Annotated in this window: 16 protein-coding genes and 1 pseudogene; 13 read left to right on the forward strand and 4 right to left on the reverse strand. The window is 65.2% G+C overall.

Going from position 1 to position 19,958, the window contains the following annotated elements:
• Positions 1–104: 104 nt before the first annotated feature.
• Positions 105–1,718: an arylsulfatase gene (locus A9W95_RS20400; protein WP_067416909.1), complete on the reverse strand. Its 1,614-nt coding sequence runs from the start codon at positions 1,716–1,718 to the stop codon at positions 105–107.
• Between the two features lie 75 nt (positions 1,719–1,793).
• On the opposite strand from A9W95_RS20400, the gene A9W95_RS20405 reads away from it, so the two are divergent.
• The 7 genes from A9W95_RS20405 (at position 1,794) to A9W95_RS26510 (ending at position 8,913) form a co-directional block, all read left to right on the forward strand.
• Positions 1,794–2,630 (forward strand): SDR family NAD(P)-dependent oxidoreductase, encoded by an 837-nt coding sequence (locus A9W95_RS20405; protein ID WP_067416961.1) that lies wholly within the window; start codon positions 1,794–1,796, stop codon positions 2,628–2,630.
• Positions 2,631–2,794: 164 nt separating this feature from the next.
• Complete coding sequence (locus tag A9W95_RS20410; RefSeq protein WP_067416911.1) at positions 2,795–3,385, forward strand: hypothetical protein; 591 nt, start codon at positions 2,795–2,797, stop codon at positions 3,383–3,385.
• A gap of 253 nt (positions 3,386–3,638) precedes the next feature.
• The gene (gene glgX, locus A9W95_RS20415; protein WP_067416914.1) at positions 3,639–5,825 is read left to right on the forward strand and encodes a glycogen debranching protein GlgX; all 2,187 of its coding nucleotides are present in this window, start codon (positions 3,639–3,641) and stop codon (positions 5,823–5,825) included.
• 155 nt (positions 5,826–5,980) lie between these two features.
• On the forward strand, positions 5,981–6,256 hold the full coding sequence (locus A9W95_RS20420) for a DUF4235 domain-containing protein (protein WP_067416916.1): 276 nt from the start codon (positions 5,981–5,983) through the stop codon (positions 6,254–6,256).
• 180 nt (positions 6,257–6,436) lie between these two features.
• Complete coding sequence (locus A9W95_RS20425; protein ID WP_172826670.1) at positions 6,437–7,318, forward strand: DUF1295 domain-containing protein; 882 nt, start codon at positions 6,437–6,439, stop codon at positions 7,316–7,318.
• The gene (locus A9W95_RS20430; RefSeq protein WP_067416919.1) at positions 7,315–8,472 is read left to right on the forward strand and encodes an FAD-dependent oxidoreductase; all 1,158 of its coding nucleotides are present in this window, start codon (positions 7,315–7,317) and stop codon (positions 8,470–8,472) included. The genes A9W95_RS20425 and A9W95_RS20430 overlap by 4 nt, the downstream gene beginning before the upstream one ends.
• Positions 8,473–8,475: 3 nt before the next feature.
• Entirely contained in the window at positions 8,476–8,913 is a 438-nt protein-coding gene (locus A9W95_RS26510) for a nuclear transport factor 2 family protein (protein ID WP_082983229.1), read from the forward strand.
• Here A9W95_RS26510 and A9W95_RS20435 read toward each other — a convergent pair.
• From A9W95_RS20435 to A9W95_RS20445, 3 genes and pseudogenes are all read right to left on the reverse strand, one after another.
• Positions 8,902–10,185, reverse strand: a pseudogene (locus A9W95_RS20435) (acyltransferase); the annotation flags it as partial. The gene A9W95_RS26510 and the pseudogene A9W95_RS20435 sit on opposite strands and share 12 nt — an antisense overlap.
• A gap of 58 nt (positions 10,186–10,243) precedes the next feature.
• The gene (locus A9W95_RS20440) at positions 10,244–12,562 is read right to left on the reverse strand and encodes a Tex family protein (protein ID WP_067416923.1); all 2,319 of its coding nucleotides are present in this window, start codon (positions 12,560–12,562) and stop codon (positions 10,244–10,246) included.
• Between the two features lie 49 nt (positions 12,563–12,611).
• On the reverse strand, positions 12,612–13,592 hold the full coding sequence (locus A9W95_RS20445; RefSeq protein ID WP_067416925.1) for a helix-turn-helix domain-containing protein: 981 nt from the start codon (positions 13,590–13,592) through the stop codon (positions 12,612–12,614).
• A gap of 112 nt (positions 13,593–13,704) precedes the next feature.
• On the opposite strand from A9W95_RS20445, the gene A9W95_RS20450 reads away from it, so the two are divergent.
• The 6 genes from A9W95_RS20450 to A9W95_RS20475 form a co-directional block, all read left to right on the forward strand.
• Entirely contained in the window at positions 13,705–14,301 is a 597-nt protein-coding gene (locus A9W95_RS20450) for a (2Fe-2S)-binding protein (RefSeq protein WP_172826669.1), read from the forward strand.
• Between the two features lie 3 nt (positions 14,302–14,304).
• On the forward strand, positions 14,305–15,282 hold the full coding sequence (locus A9W95_RS20455; protein WP_067416928.1) for a xanthine dehydrogenase family protein subunit M: 978 nt from the start codon (positions 14,305–14,307) through the stop codon (positions 15,280–15,282).
• Positions 15,279–17,447, forward strand: coding sequence for a xanthine dehydrogenase family protein molybdopterin-binding subunit (locus tag A9W95_RS20460; RefSeq protein ID WP_067416931.1), 2,169 nt, complete (start codon positions 15,279–15,281; stop codon positions 17,445–17,447). The genes A9W95_RS20455 and A9W95_RS20460 overlap by 4 nt, the downstream gene beginning before the upstream one ends.
• A 160-nt stretch (positions 17,448–17,607) precedes the next feature.
• On the forward strand, positions 17,608–17,946 hold the full coding sequence (locus A9W95_RS20465; RefSeq protein WP_253851714.1) for a hypothetical protein: 339 nt from the start codon (positions 17,608–17,610) through the stop codon (positions 17,944–17,946).
• A gap of 79 nt (positions 17,947–18,025) precedes the next feature.
• Positions 18,026–19,462, forward strand: coding sequence for a wax ester/triacylglycerol synthase family O-acyltransferase (locus A9W95_RS20470; protein WP_067416933.1), 1,437 nt, complete (start codon positions 18,026–18,028; stop codon positions 19,460–19,462).
• 96 nt (positions 19,463–19,558) lie between these two features.
• On the forward strand, positions 19,559–19,958 hold a 400-nt coding region (locus tag A9W95_RS20475), incomplete at its 3' end, for a flavin reductase family protein (RefSeq protein ID WP_156746311.1).

The raw sequence follows: 19,958 nt of genomic DNA on the forward strand, positions 1-19,958 counted from the left end.
ATACCCGCGAAAGGTTCATCGACACGTGGTGACAATTTGCACAGCAGCGTTTCGACGGCCGCCGGGGCACCGGTTATCCGCAGCTCACCGACTCTGGTTGAGACCTAACCGAACGCCTGCAGGTCGGCGTCGAACACCGATATCGGTTCGAGTATGACGCCGTTCTCCTCGACGTAGCGGTCCCACAGCCCCACCAGTTCGATCAGCTTGTCCGGTCGCGCCGCGGCTTGATCATGGATCTCTCCGGGATCGGTCGACAGGTCATAGAGCTGCCACGCCGCTGAACCGTACGGCGCGGGCAGATACAGGGCCTTCCAGTCGCCCTGGCGTATGGCGCGGCGGCCGAACAACTCCCATCCGGTCCCCGTGGCCTGGCTATGCACGTCTGCGACCGAGCCGGAGAGGTATCCGACCAGCGAGCGGCCGCGCATGGCGGCCACCTCCCGGCCGCGGTAAGTCGTCCCGGGATGCGCAACGCCAGCGAGATCCAACAACGTTGGGGCGATATCCATGACGGTTGTGAACGCCGTCCCGATCTCGCCCTGCCGCTGGAACCCGGGCCAGGTGACAAAGCCGACCACCCGAATTCCGCCTTCGGTGGTGAAAGCTTTGTGCAGCCGCGACGGCGCGGTGGCGGCCTGCGCCCAACGCGGGCCGTACCAGATGTAAGAGGTCGGGCCGCCGAGGTTGTCAAGGCTGTTGTCGCAATGCTTTTCGATTTGTGCGGCGATCTGCGCCCCGCGAAGGGGCATCGCCTCAACGATCGCGCCCTCAGCACCGTTGTCCGAGAGAAAGATGACGACGGTATTGGCCAATTCACCGGTCTGGGTCAGGTACTCGATCACGCGGCCGATATTCCAGTCCATGCGATCGACCATCGCGGCATAGACTTCCATGCTGCGCGCGGACTTGGCGCGCTCGCTGGGCGTCATGTCTTCCCACTCCGGGGCGCCGTCAGCCACCACCGGGTGGGCTTCGACATCAGCCGGACACAGGCCAAGCCGTTTCAATGCGGCCAACCGCTCGTCGCGTAATGCGTCCGGGCCGTCGTCATAACGGCCCCGATACGCCGCAATCGACTCTTCGGGTGCTTGCAGCGGCCAGTGCGGCGCTTGGAACGGCAGATAGGCGAAAAACGGTCTGTCGTCATCGGCGGGACGGTCATGGAGGTAACGCAGCAGGGTGTCGGTATAGAAGTCCGATGAGTAGAAGTCCTCACCAACCGAGACGAACCGGTCGTCTTCGGTGTAAAGCGTTGGGACGGGCGAGAACCCGGCTGCGGCTGCGCCGCCGTAGTGGCTGGCGCCGGCGGGCAACAAGGCGAAGGATCGCTCGAAGCCCCGTGCCCACGGTGATGTTTCGATCGTTGCGCCGAGGTGCCACTTACCGGACATCAGCGTCAGGTAGCCGGCGTCGCGTAGCAGCTCGGGTAACGCGACGACGCGGTCGTTCAGATAGCCCTCATAGCCCGGAGCACCTTGGAAACCGGGGACGGCGACCTCGAGCATCGTCCCGATTCCGGCGATGTGGTGATCGGTTCCAGTGAGCAGCATCGCCCTCGTCGGCGAGCATGCCGGCGCGGAATGGAAATCGGTCAACCGAATCCCCGCATAGGCCAGCCGGTCAAGGTTCGGTGTCGCGATTTCGCCGCCGAACGCGCCGATATCGGAGAACCCGAGGTCGTCGGCCACAATCACGAGGAAGTTTGGTCGCGTCACGATGCAGCATCCTGTCAGCTCTCGGCGCGGTAGGAAATGGGTCTGCGCACCCTTGGCGCTGCCGTGACCGAAGATATGAGCATGGTGCAGGCAACAGGCCCGCTGCTCGCCGACCGGGTCGCCGTAGTGACCGGCGGCGCAGGCGGCATCGGCGCGGCGACGTCCCGCCTCTTCGCCCAGCACGGCGCGTCGGTGGTCATAGCGGACATCGACGCCGAACGCGCCCAGCGCACCGCCGACGAGATCGGCCCGTCGGCGCTACCGGTGTCGGCGGACGTTCGGGACGAAGACGACGTCGACGCTTTGGCGCAGATGGTGCTGGATCGCTACGGGCGGGCCGACATATTGGTGAACAACGTGGGTCATTGGGTGCGGCATCCGGGCAGCTTCGCCGGCACCGGTCCTCCGCTGTGGGACGAGTTGTACCGGGTGAATCTGCACCATGTCTTCCTCGTCACTCGCGCATTCCTGCCCGACATGGTTGCCCGGCGCGCCGGGGCGATCGTCAATGTCTCGTCCGTGGAAGGGCTGCGGGGATATCCCGAGGACCCGGTATACGCCGCATTCAAGGCTGCCGTCATCCAGTTCACCCGAAGCCTGGCGGTTCAGGTGGGCCGCGACGGCGTGCGGGTCAACGCGATCGGCCCGGACGTCACTGAAACGCTGCAGGTGCCGTACTCGCAGTGGCTGTCTGAGGACGAGCAGACGCAATGGCCGCAATGGGTGCCGGTGGGCAGGATGGGTGTGCCTGAAGACCAAGCCCGAGTAATTTTGTTCCTGGCCTCCGACCTGTCGGCGTTCGTCACCGGCCACACGATTCCCACCGATGGCGGTACCGCTGCGGCCGGCGGATGGTTCCGGTCCTCGCGGCGGCCGGACCGGGAGTGGACAAACCGTCCGGTTGCCCCTTGAAGCGTGTGTCCAAGGGGTTAACTGCTCGGCGCTCGGCAGCGAAATCGATATCTGTTAAATATGTTGCTAGATACGGCTAAAGTCTGGGTGCCGCGCTGCCGAGGCGCTAGATGCATCCAGTTCCCGAGGGGATCCTGTTGAACGTGCCATCCCTGCGTGCTCCGATGTCGACGGGGCCTCGCAACGTGACGGGTATCGTGCTGCTGGTGCTGCTGGCCGCGGGACTCACCTTCGTCGGCGTCCACGGCGGACGTCAGCACGGCAGTACGTCGCAGCCGTCCGGCGCCCAGCCGTCGTCCTCGGCCACACCCCCCAGCGTCTTCGCCATCCCGGGTTGCTACACCCCGTCATTTCCTCCCTTCGCCCGTCCCATCCGCTTGAAGGTCGTCGGGTGCGCCAGCACAGCTGTTGCGTTACAGGACATGTCGTGGAGTTCCTGGGGCCCACAAGGCGCCGACGGGACTGGCGTCGCCAATTTCAAGATCTGCGACCCTAACTGCGCGCGCGGATATGAACTCACCAAGCCAGTTGTCGTGCACGCGTGGAATCCCCAGCCGCCGCGGCCGGACTCCGGTTGTTCGGCGGGACTTCAGATCTTCGGCGATATGATCCTGGCCTTCCCGCAAGGACCTCCTCCGGACAGCGGTCAACCACTGAATGCCCAGTACAACGGCATGCCGGCGGTGCACTACGTCAACTACTCGGTGACCAACGCACCGGACCGCCGTTTCATCGGCTACACGTTTTGCAACTGACGTCCACTAAGAGCCCATTGGGTTCCATTGCCTTGAGTGGACGGCAAAGATTGCGGCACAACGCGATCGCCCGAATTCTCCGGTTTGAGCCCGCCTCTCCCCCGCCGGTCACAGCCGCGGCAAACCCCAGCCCCGATACTCACCGCCGCCCACATGCTTAGGCAGCGGGTTCAACGGTTATACAGTGCAGCGCGACCGCAGGTGTTCGCGCCCGCAAGTCTGGTCGAGCCCCAGCAGGAAGTCAGGAGACACGGTGACTACGAGTGCCAGTTCGCAGCGCACGGCGGCATCGACTGCCAGCGGTGAAGACCGCCCCGAAGTCTGGCCTGGCAAGGCTTATCCGCTGGGAGCGACCTACGACGGGTCAGGGACCAACTTCGCAGTTTTCAGCGAGGTCGCCGAGCATGTCGAATTGTGCCTGTTCGATGACGACGGCAACGAAACCAAGATCGGGTTGCCCGAGGTCGATGGATTCGTCTGGCACGCGTTTCTGCCCAGTGTCCAACCGGGCCAGCGCTACGGATACCGGGTGCACGGCCCCTACGACCCGGGCAACGGCCAACGCTGCAACCCCAACAAGCTGCTGGTAGACCCGTATTCCAAGGCGATCGACGGCAGCTTCCAGTGGGATCAGTCGCTGTTCAGCTACAACTTCGGCGACCCGCAGAGCCGCAACGACGAGGACTCGGCGGCCAATATGCCCAAGTCAGTGGTGATCAACCCCTACTTCGACTGGGGAGTCGACCGTCCGCCCGGACACGAATACGCCGACACCGTCATCTACGAGGCCCACGTCAAAGGGCTCACCCAGACCCACCCGGCGATTCCCGAACGCATGCGCGGCACCTACTCGGCGATCGCTCACCCGGCGATCATCGATCATCTCACCAGCCTCGGCGTCAACGCGATCGAATTGATGCCCGTGCATCACTTCGCCAACGACTCCACCCTGATCGACAAGGGATTGTCGAACTACTGGGGGTACAACACCATCGGCTTCTTCGCCCCCGACTTCAAATACGGCGCCACCGACATACCCGGCGGGCAGGTGCAGGAATTCAAAGCGATGGTGCGCACCCTGCACGAAGCCGGTATCGAGGTGATTCTCGACGTCGTCTACAACCACACGGCCGAGGGCAATCACATGGGCCCGACTCTCTGCATGCGCGGTATCGACAACGCCGCGTATTACCGGCTCGTCGACGACGACAAGCAGTACTACATGGACTACACGGGCACCGGCAACAGCCTCAATGTCGGTCATCCCCACACGCTGCAACTGATCATGGACTCGCTGCGTTACTGGGTCACCGAGATGCATGTGGACGGCTTCCGGTTCGACCTCGCGTCCACCCTGGCTCGTGAGTTCTACGACGTCGACCGGCTCTCGGCATTCTTCGAACTTGTGCAGCAGGATCCGATTGTCAGTCAGGTGAAGCTGATCGCCGAACCCTGGGACGTTGGCCCGGGCGGATATCAGGTCGGCAACTTCCCTCCGCAGTGGACCGAGTGGAACGGCAAGTTTCGTGACTCGATTCGCGACTTCTGGCGGGGAGAGGATGCCATCCTGAGCGAATTCGCCTCCCGGATAAGCGGTTCGGCCGACCTGTACGAGCACACCGCGCGCCGGCCGGTCGCCTCGATCAATTTCGTCACCGCACACGACGGTTTCACGCTTCGTGACCTGGTGTCTTACAACGAAAAACACAACGAAGCCAACGGTGAAGACAACAACGACGGGGAGTCCCACAACCGATCGTGGAACTGCGGGGTCGAAGGCCCGACGGACGACCCGGAGATCAACGCGCTGCGCGCCCGCCAGCAGCGCAACTTTTTGGCGACAACCATCCTGTCGCAGGGCGTCCCGATGATCTGCCACGGCGACGAACTGGGTCGCACCCAGAACGGCAACAACAACGGCTTCTGTCAAGACTCGGAGCTCACCTGGATCAACTGGGACAACGCGGACCCCGATCTGATCGAGTTCACCAGCGCGGTCACCGCGATCCGGGCCGCGCATCCGGTGTTCCGCCGTCGCCGATTTTTCACCGGCGCTCCGGTGCGCCGGCGCGGCGCCAAGGGCCTACCTGACATCTCGTGGTTCAGGCCGGACGGGTCGGAGATGAACGACGAAGACTGGGACTCAGGCTTCGGCAAATCAATCGCGGTCTACTTGAACGGTCTCGGTGTTCCGGGCACCGACGCGCGCGGGCAGCGCATCACCGACGACTCGTTTGTGCTGTGCTTCAACGCCCACCACGAGCCGATCGACTTTGTCCTGCCACCAGAGGAATTCGGTCCCGGCTGGACTCCGGTATTGGACACGAACCTGGCGACCGGCCAGGTCGAACAAGACGGCGCTTTGAAAGCCGGCGGCACGATCCCGGTACAAGGCCGTTCCATGGTGCTGTTGCAAGCCACCTCCGAGACCGGCGAGTAGCCAAAGCCGTTGCGGGTGTGAGTCGTTGGCCGATCCGCTCGAACCTTCACGAGGTTAGGGCGGTGCGGCGCTGAGTGTTGGCGGCTTAATTTGGTGGCGATCGGGGAATGAATACCGGTACCCACATGCACCCCCGCCAGACCGTGAGGATCGCTATGAGCGCGAAGTCGAAAGCCTTCTACATGCCGCTTTCCATTGCCACCAGTGTCACCGGAGGCCTCCTCGCGGGCGCCATCTTCAGCCAGGTATGGAAGCGTTTCACCGACGAAGACCAGGCCCCGCCGGACCCGAAGGACTTGAGCAACTCGGCCCGGTCGGCGCTCATCGGCGCCGGACTGCAGGGCCTGATCTTCGGTGTGGTGAAGGCAGCGGTCGACCGGGTGGGTGCCCGCGGCTACCAAGCTGTCACGCACGAATCCCCGGTTCCCTAGCCGTCCAAGCCGGCGAACTGCACCACGCGCCGCCAGTAGAACGTGTTACAGTTTGCCGACCCGCCGACGGGGCCGGGGTGATCGGCTGTGTGCGTCAGGAGGAGCCGTCATGGATCCTGTGCAACGAGACGCACTGTGCGGCATGGCTTCTCATCCTCGCAGCGGCCGCCGCCCACGGTGATGACCAAGACCCGCTCACTGCTGATCGTCGGTGCAGCGTACGCCGTAGCGGTGGGCCTGGCCGCCGCATGGCTCGTCTGGGGTCCATCCACCGGACGGCTGTGGCTGGACACCCTGATCGCCGACGTGGTGGCCACGCTGACGGTCTTCGTATTCAGCCGCGTCTACCGCAACTCGAGCTGCTACGACGCGTACTGGAGTGTTATCCCCCCGCTGCTGACCTTCTACTGGTGGAGTCAGGCCGGCTCGGGCGTCGATCCGGTGCGCTGCTGGCTGGTCGCGGGGCTGGTGCTGTTGTGGGCGGTGCGGTTGACCGGTAATTGGGTGTACGGATTCCCCGGTTTGCATCATGAAGACTGGCGTTACCCCATGTTTCGGCAACGTGCAGGACGTTGGGAAGCTGTCGCTGATTTAGTGGCGATTCACCTCATCCCCACGGTGCAAGTCTTCGTCGCCATGTTGCCGGTCTACGTGTGTGTCACCCGTGCTGGTCGCGACATCCGTTGGTTGACCGTCACCGCCTTCGTCCTCGGCGTGGCGGCGGTGACCCTCGAGTTCTTTGCGGATCTGCAATTGCACCGGTTCGTCCGGACACGGCGACCCGGCGAGGTCATGGACCGCGGACTGTGGAGTTGGTCGCGGCATCCGAACTACTTCGGAGAGTTCAGTTTCTGGTTCGCCCTGGCCCTCTTCGGGGTTGCCGCCGCTCCCTCCGACGGGTGGTGGCTGTTCATCGGCGCGCTTTCCATGCTGGGCATGTTTTTGGGCGCCAGTATCCCGATGATGGAGGCGCGCAGCCTGCAGCGGCGGCCGCGCTACCGAGAAGTGATCGATCGGGTGCCGCGGTTCGTGCCCAGGCCGCCGCGTCGAGTCGCGGCATGAGCCGCAAGCGGGTCGTCATCGCCGGACTCGGTGACGTCGGTCTTTTGACCGCCATCCGGTTGTGCCGGCATGTCGAGGTAGTCGGCATCTCCGCAAAACCCGCGCTGGTCAGCGGCCAGGAACTCGGCCTGCGCCTGGCCAGGCCGAGCGATTGGGCTCGCGACTATTGGATTCCGTTCGACCGGTTCCGCCGCCTGGACGCGGTCAGGACGGTGCAAGCCGAGCTGACCCGACTGGACCTGGCGACCGGGAAGGTGTTCGGTCGTGGCGCCGATGGCGCACCAGTCGCCGAGGCGTATGACGCGTTGGTGATCTCGACCGGGGTGAGCAACGGCTTCTGGCGCCGACCCACCGTGCAATCCGCCGCCGAGATCGGCGCCGAGCTGCACGCCGCCCACCAGCGGCTGGCCGCGGCGGCATCGGTGGCCGTCGTCGGGGGCGGCGCGGCGGCGGTCAGCAGCGCTGTCAACATGGCCACCACCTGGCCGGACAAGCGGATAGATTTGTACTTTCCCGGCCAGCGCCCACTGCCGGCATACCACCCTCGTACATGGCAACGAATTCAGCAGCGGCTCAACATGCTTGGCGTCCAGCTCCACCCCGCTCACCGTGCCGTCCTGCCGGACGGGTTCACCGGTGATGAGATCACCAGTGGACCGATTCAATGGAGCACCGGGCAATCGCCGGCCACCGCTGAGGCCGTGCTCTGGGCAGTCGGACGGGTACGGCCCAACACCGGCTGGTTGCCGGCGGAGTTGCTCGATGAGCAGGGCTTTGTGCGCGTGACTCCGCAACTGCGCGTACCCGGACATCCCGGCGTCTTCGCCGTCGGTGACGTCGCCGCGACGGACCCACTACGCAGCTCAGCACGCAACCGTGGCGACGCCTTGGTGGCGAACAACATTCGTGCCGAATTAGCCGGTCGGCAGTTGCGCTCGTTCCGAGCGCCGCGCCGGCGGTGGGGTTCGTTGTTGGGCACCCAACCTGACGGGTTGGAAGTCTTCTTGCCCACCGGACATGCGTTCCGGTTCCCCTCCTGGGCGGTCGAACGGGTTGTGATGCCGGGGATCGTGCGCTGGGGCATGTATCGCGGTGTGCGCCCCAATGAACCATCGAAAGGGTTATCGGACAACAATATTGGTGAGAGGCCGTAGCCGGTGGAGATATGGGAGCTGATCGCTCGCGAGCAGATCCGTGACACGCTCGCGCGCTACAACTGGTCGGGGGACTCTGGACAGCTTGATCGGCTCGTAGCGACCTTCTGTCGCGATGGGGTGCTCGAGATCCGTGGCATGCCCACCTTGCAGGGCCGATCGGAAATCCTGGCTTTCCTCACCGGCGTCACCAAGAACGTCGCCAGTACCGCCACCACCACGGCCGTCGTTCGTCACAACGTCGCTAACCTGCTATTCGACGACGTCACTCCCGGTCGGGCCCATGTCTCGTCCTACTTCACCGTCACCACCCATATCGGGCTCGATCATTTCGGCCGCTACCGCGACACTCTGGTGCCCGACGGGGGCACTTGGCTCATCCAACACCGCCAGGTCACCACCGACTGGGCCGCTCCGGAGTCGACCATGGCCCGCCGCTAACCGGGCAGCGGCTGTCGACGCCAGGAACAAGCCCAGGGCGGTCCACCCGGGCGCGTCGCCCAGGCCGCTCTTGGCCATCAGCACCAGTGCGACACCGCCGAGGCAGATCAGCACACCGGCAGCGCTCGACCACCGGCCCGCAGCACGTAAGGGCGCATCCCACCAGGGCAACCGGCGATGCTCTAGCGGGGAGAGCAGGCGGAACATTGCGGTCATGACCGCGGCAAACACGGCCGCCCGTAGCGCAAGCAGAGCCCAGAACCCCGGGGCGTGCGGGTCGTAGGCATCCAGACCGGCCGCGTGCAAGCAGAAAGCGGCCACCGCGATCGCCGGAATGTGCCAGAGATACAACGTCATTGCTCCCCCGTTGCCCAGGGCAACGACCTGCCATACCCGCGGCCGGGACGCCCACCGGCGGACCGCTCCGGCGAACGCGACGAACAAGGACGACATCCACACGCAGTGCAGTGCCAACAGCAGGGTGGGTGGGGAGACATTGGAGACTCGCTCGGTGCCGGTGACGACTAGGGAGACCTCATAGGCCCCGCTTACCGCCAGCACGAATTGCCCGAGCAGCGCGGCGGCGCCCAACACCAGCGCCATCCGCGGGGTGATCAGCCGGCGGGCGTAGGCCACACCGATGACTACCGGAATCAGCCAAACCACGACGAAGTTCAAGGCGCCCGCTTCCGGGGTTCCGACGGCGAACCGAACACCGTCCAGCACGGCGGCCGCCACCAGCAGCGAGCCGAGGACCACGGCGACGGCACGTCCGGTGCGCAACCGCACGAACACGGGGACGAAGGCGAGGGTGACCAGGTAAACCCCGAGAAACCACAACAGCGCCACGCACTCCCGCCCCAACCCATCGGCAGATTGGTCGCCCAGGAGCATGCGCACCACGATCAGCGCCCCGACCCAAGCCGCCAGATACCAAAATGCCGGGCGGCACAACCGCTGCGCGCGCACGGCCAACCAGGTACCCCATGGCGTTCCGGCACGCCAACCGTATGCGCCGGCGGCGCCTCCCGCAAAGAAGAACAGCGGCATGACCTGCACGATCCAGGTGATGGGCGTCAAGGCGGGCACTTCTCCGAGCAGATTGCCGATGCGCACACCGGACGAATCGATGGTTGCCAACAACAACGCGCAGTGCCCGAACATCACGACGACTAGGGCGGCCAGTCGCGCCACGTCGACGGCGCGATCACGGTGTGACGGGGTGCAAGCCGCGAGGCGGCGCGGGTCGCTGATGAGCTGAGCGCTGGTCATGTGCCCACCATGCGGGGAAACGCATCCGGTGACATGAGTAGGACTACTCGTCCGTGCCTCAGCGCCCGAAGCCGGCATCCCGCAACGCCTGGGCCAAGGATCCGCTCGACGATTGCCGGCGCTCAGGTTTCTTGTCCCGGACGGGACCGGACCGGGGTGGCTGACCGCTGCGTCTGCCGCGGCTGGCCGGAGCCTCGTCGTTAAGGCGCAAACTCAACCCGATCCGCTGCCTTGGCACGTCGACATCGACGACTTTGACTCGGACGACCTGGCCGGAGCGCACCACCTCGCGGGGGTCGGAGACGAACCGGTCCGACATTGCCGACACGTGCACCAACCCGTCTTGATGCACCCCGACGTCGACGAAGGCTCCGAAGGCTGCCACGTTGGTCACGACGCCTTCCAGGATCATGCCCACTTTGAGATCGGCCACCTTTTCCACGCCGGCCGCAAAGGATGCGGTGGTGAAGGCGGGCCGGGGATCGCGTCCCGGCTTTTCCAGTTCGGCCAGGATGTCGGTGACGGTGGGCACACCGAATCGGTCGTCGGCGAAGTCGGTAGGTCGCAATGATCGCAAGGCTCGGGTGTCGCCGATGATTTCGGCTAAGGTGACACCGGATCGATTCAAGATGCGCCGCACCACCGGGTACGCCTCCGGGTGGACGCCCGAGGCGTCCAACGGGTCCTCGCCGTCACGGATCCGCAGGAAACCGGCACATTGTTCAAATGCCTTGGGCCCTAACCGGGGTACTTCCAACAACGCTTGCCGGTTGCTGAACGGTCCCATCCTGTCCCGATGCGCGACGATGGCTTCGGCCAAGTATTCCGATATGCCCGACACGCGCGCCAGCAGCGGGACCGAGGCCGTGTTGAGGTCGACCCCGACCGCGTTGACCGCCTGCTCGACCACAGCATCGAGGCTGCGGGAGAGGATTCCCGGTGTCAGGTCGTGCTGGTATTGCCCCACCCCGATCGACTTCGGCTCGATCTTCACCAATTCGGCCAGGGGATCTTGCAGGCGCCGCGCGATCGACACCGCGCCCCGGAGCGTCACATCCAACCCCGGCAGTTCGTGCGCCGCATACGCCGAGGCCGAGTACACCGACGCACCGGCTTCACTCACCATGGCCTTCACCGGTGGAATGGACCCGGCCGCCCGCATATCGGCGATGACCTCCGCGGCCAAGGCGTCGGTTTCCCGCGAGGCGGTGCCATTGCCCACGGCGATCAGTTCCACGCCGTGCCGGTCGATGAGCGCGGCCAACGTTGCCTTCGCGGAATCCCATTGCCGCTGAGGCTGATGCGGAAAAATCGCACCAGTGTCAACCACCTTGCCGGTGCCGTCGACCACCGCGACCTTGACGCCGGTCCGGAAACCCGGATCGAGTCCGAGCGTGGTGCGTGCTCCCGCTGGGGCGGCCAGCAACAGATCCTTGAGGTTCTCGGCGAACACCGCGACAGCTTCCCCTTCCGCGCGTTGTCGCAGCCTGGTGCGAGCATCGATGGTCGCGGAGAACAACAGCCGTGCGCGCCAGGCGAGGCTGATCGTGGTAGCCAGCCACGGCGTCGCCGCACTCTCGGATGACAGATCGACACCGAGGGCTTCGGCGACCATGGCTTCATACTCAGCGCCCTGTCCACCGTCGAAGGCCAGGCTCAGAACCTTTTCCTTCTCCCCGCGCAGCACCGCAAGAACCCGGTGAGACGGCATGGTGTCCAGTGATTCGCCGAAGTCGAAGTAGTCGCGGTATTTCTGCGCTGCAGAGGAATTGACGATGTCCGCTGAGCTGGGCGCGCTGCGTATCGCAGCCTGCGACCAGAATTTCTCGCGAATGGCGCCGACCAGTTCGGCGTCTTCTGCTGCGCGTTCGACGAGGATGTGCCGGGCTCCGTCCAGGGCAGCTGCCGCATCGGCGACCCCGCCCCCGAGGAAGGCCATCGCCTCGGTTTCCGGCGAGAGCTGCGGGTCAGCGAGCAGCCGGTCAGCCAGCGGCTCGAGTCCTGCTTCTCGGGCAATCTGGGCTTTGGTCCGGCGTTTGGGCTTGTAGGGCAGGTAGATGTCTTCGATGCGCGCCTTGGTGGGCGCGGCCACCAGGGCTGCCCGCAGTGGCTCGGTCAACTTGCCCTGCTCCTCGATGGAGGCGAGCACCGCGGCCCGGCGTTCGTCGAGCTCGCGCAAGTAGTGCAGCCGCTCCTCGAGATTGCGCAGCTGTCCGTCGTCGAGGCTGCCGGTGGCTTCCTTGCGGTAGCGCGCGATGAAGGGCACCGTGGCGCCCTCGTCGAGCAGCCGCACGGCCGCGGCCACCTGGGCCTCCCCGATGACCAGTTCCTCAGCGAGACGGGCGATTACAGATTTGACGGCGGCGGTCGGGTTCACGCGGATGGACCCTACCCAATGCTGCCGACTGATCCGGCCAGGGCCGCGATCAGCTTCTCAGCGTGTCCGACGGATTACGGCCGTAGCTGCGGCGATATAGCGCTGAGAAACGTCCGGTATGGGCAAAGCCCCATTGCGCGGCAACGGTTTGCACGGTAGTGGTCGCCGGATCCGCGTCGACCAGCTGCCGGTGCGCCCGCTCCATGCGCACCGTGCGCAAATACTCCATGGGCGAGGTGTCCAGGTGGCGGCGGAAGGTGTATTGCAGCGCCCGTGGCGTGAGATAAACCGCAGCGGCGATGTCGCACAACGCGATGTCGCGGCCGGCGTTTACGTCGATGAAGGCGGTCGCGCGCCGCAGCAACGTCGATTGAGCGGCGGAGCGCTCACTCGCGGTGGGCTCGAGCGCGGCATTGGTGGGAAACGACGACACCACGATCGCCGCCAGCAATGCTGCCGTGGTGGATGCGACCAACGGAGAGTCCCGTACATGGGTGGCGTGCACCACGGTGCGAAGGTGGTCGATGGCGGCGCTGAGCTGACGTTGCGCCAGAGCCGAGACCGGGCGATGACTCAGCAACCGCACGGAGCGGTCCTCGTGGCCGGGCGGCGGAGCCGCGACGCGGTTCAACAGGGCGGTATCGAACATGGTCAAGTCGTAGCGGGCTTGGCAGATGCGCCCCGAATAGGCCAGTTCCGGGTAGAACTGGGCAACGTCACCGGCAGCGACGACGTCCTGCACTTCGTCGAGGAAGGTTTCCTCGATTCGCCCGGAACGCACGCGGCACAAGCAAATCCGGCCCAGCGGCTTGGCGTCGAAAGATACCTGGAAGTCGACGTTGAGTTCGTCGAAACTGATCGGCCCAAGCCAGCGGCGAACCAGCCGGACCGAGGGTCGTTCGTCGACGTCCGAGCTGAGAACCATAGGGGCGTAGGCCCGACTCAGAAGGTCTTCCGTTGCTGCCAGCTCATCGGCTTCGAAACAGAAGTCTTTGTCGGTGGCAAGGGTCGAGGAAATGCTCAAAGTCATAGGCTGCTCCGCACCCGCGTCAGACGCAGGGCCTGCTGCTCAGCCCTCGATGAGGTGAACCCTACCGCACGAACGCCTGCTTCCCTCATCCGCGGCCTCTACAGTGGATGCAGTGGACGACCACGCAGGTATCCAACTCAATCGAAGAACCTTCGTCGGCGGCTCCGTGGCGCTCAGCGGTGCCATCGCCGCCGGCGCCACCGTGGCCGGTTCCGATCGCACGGCCCAAGACCCCGACCTGCACCACACCACCGTGGTGCGGGCACAGATCAACGGTCAGCCACGCGAAATCGCCGTCGACAACCGCACCTCCCTGCTCGATATGCTGCGCGAACGCGCCGGTCTACCCGGCACCAAGAAAGGCTGCGACCAGGGCGCCTGCGGCGCGTGCACGGTGCTGGTGGACGGTCGCCGCATCAACAGCTGCCTGACGCTGGCGGTGATGCACGACGGTGCCCAGATCACGACCATCGAAGGCCTGGCCGTCGGCGGCAAACTCCATCCGCTGCAACAGGCCTTCATCGATGAAGACGCATTCCAGTGTGGTTATTGCACGTCTGGCCAGATCATGTCCGCGGTGGGCTGCATCGCGGAGGGTCGCGCCGGATCTGCGGCAGAGATTCGAGAGGCGATGAGCGGCAACATATGTCGCTGTGGTGCGTACACCAATATCGTCAACGCCGTGAGATCCGTGGCACGAGCAGACTAGACCGTGTACCAGTTCCGTTACAGCAAGGCCGCCGACGAACAGTCGGCGCTACGTGCCGGCGCCGACGGCGGTCGTTACATCGCCGGTGGGACCACCCTCGTCGACTTGATGCGGGAAACCGTCGAACGCCCCGATGCCGTGATCGACATCAACGACCTGCCCTACACGTCGATCGAAGTTGACCGCGAACTGCTACGCGTGGGATCGCTGGTCCGCATGTCCGATCTCGCCGCGCATCCGGTTGTGCGCCAACAATTTCCGGTGATCAGTCAATCTCTTGACCTCAGTGCGTCCGCTCAGCTGCGCAACATGGCAACGATCGGCGGCAATCTCCTGCAACGCACCCGCTGCCTGTACTTCCGCGACGTGTCGGCAGCGTGCAACAAGCGCGTGCCAGGTACCGGGTGCTCGGCGATCGATGGATATCACCGCACGCACGCGATATTGGGCGTCAGTCAACGATGCATCGCCACCAATCCTTCAGATCTGGCGGTCGCCCTGGTGGCACTGGATGCCGTGGTGGTGGCTCGAAACACCAACGGGGAGCGGCGATTGCGTCTCTCCGAACTCTACCGGCAGCCCGGTGACTCCCCGCAATTCGAGCACAACCTGCACCCAGGGGAACTGATCGTCGCCGTCGAAGTGCCCTTCACCGCCGAAGCCCGTCGGTCCGGTTATCTGAAGGTGCGCGATCGCGAGTCCTACGAATTCGCGTTGACCTCGGCCGCGGTCGCGTTGGACCTCGCCGGTGGGCTGATACGTACGGCCAGAGTTGCGGTGGGGGGCGTTGGCACCGTGCCGTGGCGCTTGCCCGCTGTCGAAACAGCGTTGCGCGGCCGACCACCGACCGCGGAGGTCGTGCACAGCGCCGCCGCTGTCGCCGCCGACGGCGCCAGTCCCTTGCGCGACAACGGATTCAAGGTGGAACTCCTCATGCGCACCGTAGAACGCCAACTGCTGACCGTTGCTGGACTGCCATGACACACGCCTTACCTTCAGCCCATATCACTTCCGGCCAACCCATCACCCGGGTCGACGGCCCGGTCAAAGTGACCGGCAGCGCCCCCTACGCCGCCGATAACCAGATCCCCGGTCTGGTTCATGCGGTCCTGGTCTGCAGCACGGTGGGCTCCGGCGGCGTCGACCGCATCGACACCCGTGCCGCGGCCGGCCACCCCGAGGTGCTTCGGGTGCTCACCGACTTCACCGGCCTGAAGTTGCCCTTCGACGTCCGACAGGTGGCTTTCTTCGGCCAGCCGGTCGCCGTGGTCGTCGCCACTACGTTCGAGGCAGCCACACACGGCGCCTCTCTGGTGAGCGTGCGGTACTCCGCTGGCTCGCCGGTGACCAATATCGATGCAGCGCAAGCGGTTCCGCAGCCGGGCCGCAACACCCGCGACTACGTCCGCGGGGACCCGGAACGGGCGATACGCGATGCGGCGGTGCTGACAGATCTCGAATACAGCATCGCCCGTAACAATCACAATGCGATGGAATTGCCTGCCACCGTTGCCAAGTGGGACGGGAACCAACTCACGGTCTGGGACAAGGTGCAGAGCATCAGTTCTGCCCGTCAGAACTACGCCAAAGCGTTGGGTATTGCGCCGGAGAACGTCCGAGTCCTCTCGCCGTTCGTGGGAGGCGCTTTCGGCAGCGCCGGTCAGACCTGGCCACATCAGGTCCTCGCCGCGTTCGCGGCGCGCCGCTTACAACGACCCGTCAAACTCGTCTTGACGCGCAAGCAGATGTACAGCGGAATCGGGTACCGACCCACCAGCCGGCAACGCATGGCCATCGGAGCGGACCGTGACGGGCGCATCGGCGCCATGATCCACGAAGGACGCACCGAGACAGCGAGATACGAGACTTACGAAGACGGGCTGGTCGGCAACCCCCGGTTCATGTACCGCATCCCCGCCGTACGCTCCACGTATCGCATTGTGCGCCTTGATGTTAATCTGCCGACCTACATGCGGGGCCCCGGCGCGGTCACCGGCACGTTCGCGCTCGAATCCGCAATGGACGACCTTGCGCATCGGCTGGGCATGGACCCGATCGAGCTGCGCATGCGCAACGAGCCCGACATCGACCAGACCAGCGGCACGCCGTTTTCCACCCGACGACTCACCGAGTGCCTGACCGCGGGTGCGGCCGCGTTCGGGTGGAACCGGCGCAATCCGGTGCCCGCCGCCACCCGCGATGGCGATCAGCTCGTCGGGATCGGAATGGCCGCCGCGGCGTATCACACCTCGCGCAGCCAATGCGCGGTCACGGCGAAAGTGTTGGCCGACGGCACCGCCGAAATCCGCAGCGGAACCAGCGACATGGGCCCGGGCACGTACACGTCGATGACGCAGGTCGCCGCCGACGGCCTCGGGTTGCCACTCAACCGGGTGCGGTTCGCCCTGGGCGACAGCCTGTTCCCGACAGCACCGTCGCACTCGGGATCTCGGACCATGGCCAGCGTCGGTTCTGCGGTATTCACGGCCACGCGCATGCTGAGGGACAAGCTCATCCGAATGGCCGTGACCGACCCGGCGTCCCCGCTGAGCGGACTGCGTCCGGAAGAGATCGCCGTCGCCGACGGCCGCATGTACGCCACAACCGGGGCGCAGCGCGGTGAGTCCTATCAAGACTTGCTGCGCCGCCGCGGCCGGTCTGACCTGGAATCCGAACAGACCTGGACGCCCGACGACGCCGACAAGCGGTATTCCATGTATGCCTACGGAGCGGTGTTCGCCGAGGTGGCCGTCGACTCCTTGCTCGCAACCGTCCGCATCAGGCGGATTTACGCCTGCTATGACGCCGGTCGGGTGATCAACCCGAAGCTGGCACACAGCCAGGCGATCGGCGGAATGGTGGGTGGTATCGGCATGGCCCTGCTGGAAGGGACCGTGCTCGACCACCGCGACGGCCGGATCGTCAACGCGAACATGTCGGATTACTTGGTGCCGGTGAATGCCGACGTCCCCGCGCTGGACGCGACGTTCCTGCCGGCGGAAGATTTGATCGCCGACCCGATCGGCGTCAAGGGCCTCGGCGAACTGGTGATCGTCGGGGTGCCCGCTGCCATCGCCAATGCGGTGTTCAACGCCACCGGCAAGCGCATCACCGAGCTGCCGATCACGGTGGAGAAACTGTTGTGACGGTGCATCTTGCCGCCGAGTCCAGCTGCGAGTTCACTGGCAAGCCGCTTGGTGCCGCGCCGTCGGTCGGCGCAGTCATGTCATGATGATTTATGGCTTGTGGTCATCTCCGTCTCGCACCGGGTCGCGGCGAGCTGCCCGAGGTAGGACAATCAGCGAGGTGAGCGACGCACACCAGAGTGGTTACCGGAATCTCGCGGTGGACCATTTGCGGCCCAACGAGATTCGTTGGGCGTTGAACAACGATTCCGTGCACGGGATCGGATACGCGTTCAAGAACCCCGTGGCCGTTGCAGACGCGAACGACGACCCAGGCGATGATCGCAAGACGTACCTGGTGCGGGTGAAGCGTGACGACTTGGCCAAGGCGATGACGGAGATCAACACCTGGATCACCAGGAATCCTGGCGCGGCCGGTATCGCCGCATACGGCTTCCTGCGCGCGCTGTCCAGAGAGGGAGCCGTCGAGCGCCTCGCCGATGACGAGGATCGTCGCTAGCAGCCGAAGTCGGGTCGCTGCTTTGCGGGCGCCGCACCGGGCCTACTCTCGACAGGAAGCGTCCGGGAAGGGGCTTGGTGTGCAACAGCTCAGTTGGACCGATGACATGCTGCTGCGCGCCGAAAGACCGGCCACACCGCTGCATATCCAGCTGTTGCTGATCTATGACCCGGCCACCGCGCCCGGTGGCAAGGTGACCTTCAAGGGGATTCTCGAGGAACTCGACGCCCGGCTGCACCTCGCGGATGTGTTCCGCCGCCGGCTGACCGAATTGCCGGGCGGCTTGCATCAGGCCTATTGGGTCGACGATCCCAACTTCGACCTCGAGTATCACGTTCGTCATATCGGTTTGCCGCAGCCGGGCGACTGGCGTCAGCTGTGCATTCAGGTGGCGCGGCTGCACGCTCGACAGATCGACCTGCGCCGCCCACCGTGGGAGATCACGGTGATCGAGGGCCTGAACGCGGTTCCGGGGGTGCCCAAGGGATCCTTCGCAATGGCGCTCAAGCTGCACCACTGCGCGGTCGACGGGATGGCCAGCGTCCAGATGATCGCGGCGCTGCATGACCTGGCCGCCGACAGCCCCCGGCCGGCGGGGCCCGGCCGACCCTGGCACCCGAATCCGCTTCCCACGACCAGCGATCTGGTGGCACGCACCGCGATCAACGCCGCGTTCTATCCACTGCGCGCGGGCATGGTGCTCGCGACCAGTGCGCCGAAGGTGATGCGCGGCCTGGTCGGGCTGCCCGGCAAACTGGCCAGCGGGGTGGCGTCTCGCGTGGCGGGGAGCAGTCCGCCGTCGTTTCCGCCGAAAACTCGCTTCAACCAAGCCGCCTCGCCCCATCGGGTGTTCGAAGCCCGGTTTCACGATCTGGCCGATTTCAAGCGGATCAAGTCTCGGGTACCCGGTGCCACCATCAACGACGTGGCACTGGCCTATGTCGGCGGATCGCTGCGCGAGTATCTCGCCGGGCACGGCGAGCTTCCTGAGGAGCCGCTGGTCGCCGCCTGCCCGATCTCGATGCGCGATGCGACCGATGACAGCGGCCGGGGCAACATGGTCTTCGGCCGGCTGCAGACGTTGGCAACGCACATCGCCGACCCGCTGGAGCGGCTCGCCGCCATCGCGGCGGAAACCGCGAGCAGCCGAACGGAATCGGAGCATTCCACCCGGTCTCAAGTGCTTGACCTGATCGGCACCATGCCGACCTCGCTCCTGGCAATCACGGCCAAAGCCGCCAGCGTGTTGCCGTTCTCCGGGCCAACGGTGGCCAACACAACCGTGACCAATGTGCCGGGTCCGCCCGAGCCGATCTACTTCCGCGGCGCACAGCTGGTCCGCGCCACCGGACTGGGCCCGCTGGTAGGCGGCTTGAACCTCATCCACGTCATCGCCAGCTACAACGGAACCCTCTCCGTCGGCGCCACGGCAGACCGCGACGCCCTGCCCGACCCGGGGCGGTACGCCGAATGCATGGACAAGGCCTTCCACGAGTTGCTCGCGGCCGCAGGATGACCTGACCAACTTCCCTTGTCCCCGAACGGAAGACATAGAGTGACCGAGCCAGACGTCGCGCCCTTCGAGAAGCTGGTCGGCCTGCTCGATTACCCGATGTTCGTGGTGACCACCGAAGCCAACGGCGTACCGGCCGGTTGTCTGGTCGGCTTCACCAGCCAGACCAGCATCAATCCCCCGCGATTTCTGATCGGGCTGTCCATGAGGAACCACACCTACCGCGTCGCCACCGAGGCCACCCACCTGGCAGTGCATGTGTTCGACCGTGACCACCTGGACGTGGTGGAACTGTTCGGCAGCCAGACCAGCGACAAGGTGGACAAATTCGACCGCTGTGCCTGGCACCGAGGACCCGCGGACATGCCGGTTCTGGACGATTCCGCCGCGTGGTTCGTCGGCAGCATCGTGCAGCGCTTCGCCCTCGGCGATCACGTCGGGCATCTGCTGCAGCCGGTGGCCGGGGAGCAGCCGGACGAGTTGAAGGAGACCAAGTCCT

Source organism: Mycobacterium sp. 1423905.2 (assembly GCF_001673155.1).
In the GTDB taxonomy this organism is placed as follows: Bacteria; Actinomycetota; Actinomycetes; order Mycobacteriales; family Mycobacteriaceae; genus Mycobacterium.